The organism is Burkholderia sp. Bp9099 (assembly GCF_003857805.1).
In the GTDB taxonomy this organism is placed as follows: domain Bacteria; phylum Pseudomonadota; class Gammaproteobacteria; order Burkholderiales; family Burkholderiaceae; genus Burkholderia.
In genome coordinates this window covers 1-881 of sequence record NZ_QTPU01000097.1, presented here as the reverse complement: position 1 = coordinate 881, position 881 = coordinate 1, and the positions used below count along the sequence as shown (strand labels likewise).

Annotated in this window: 1 pseudogene; it reads left to right on the top strand. The window is 59.1% G+C overall.

Annotation, left to right across the window (positions count from 1 at the left end):
- Window positions 1–66: 66 nt before the first annotated feature.
- A pseudogene (locus DIE17_RS37055) lies at window positions 67–881 on the top strand (IS30 family transposase); the annotation flags it as partial.

Here is an 881-nt window from a genome sequence, read left to right as displayed (position 1 = left end):
TCGGCGGTGGATTCAACCGGTCGATGCAACACACTAGACGCTGCGTAAGCAGTGGAGGTGTTGCAAATGAAACAGCGGCGCAGGATCTACTACACCGAGACTCAAAAGGCCCTGATGTGGGAGCGGTGGCGCAAGGGTGACACGCTTCATCAGATTGCCCAACTGTTCGATCGCCACCATTCCTCTATTCAGGGGATTCTCGTCAGGACTGGCGGAATACAGCCAGCGCCTCGACACCGTTCAAAGCTGGCCTTGACGCTTGCCGAACGCGAGGAAATCTCGCGCGCAGTCGTCGCCGGCCAGTCGATTCGATCGATAGCGGCGCGGTTAGGACGTGCGCCATCTACTATCAGCCGCGAAGTGCAGCGAAATGGCGGAAGGTAGTACTATCGGGCGACCCAGGCCGACGCGCTCGCCTGGGACCGCGCACGGCGCCCAAAGACATGTAAGCTGGTCAGGAATCGGACACTCGCCCAGGTTGTGGCAAGCAAGCTCCGATTGCAGTGGTCGCCGGAGCAGATTGCGGGTTGGCTCAAGCACGTGTATGCGGTCAACAAGGACTATCAGGTGTCGCACGAGACTATCTATCGGAGCCTCTATATCCAGGCCCGTGGTGCGCTGAAAAGAGAACTGCTGGAACACCTGCGCCGTTCTCGGGCGATGCGTCGATCGCGTCAACACACACTGAAGACCGAGGACCGCACGAACATCCGCGATGCCATATCGATCAGTGAACGCCCGGGCACGGCCGAGGATCGAGCAATACCCGGGCACTGGGAAGGCGATCTGCTGTTCGGCAACGCCAACAGTCAGATTGCAACACTCGTCGAACGCCAGACCCGGTTCGTGATGTTGGTGAAGATTGCCAGCAAGGACTCTGA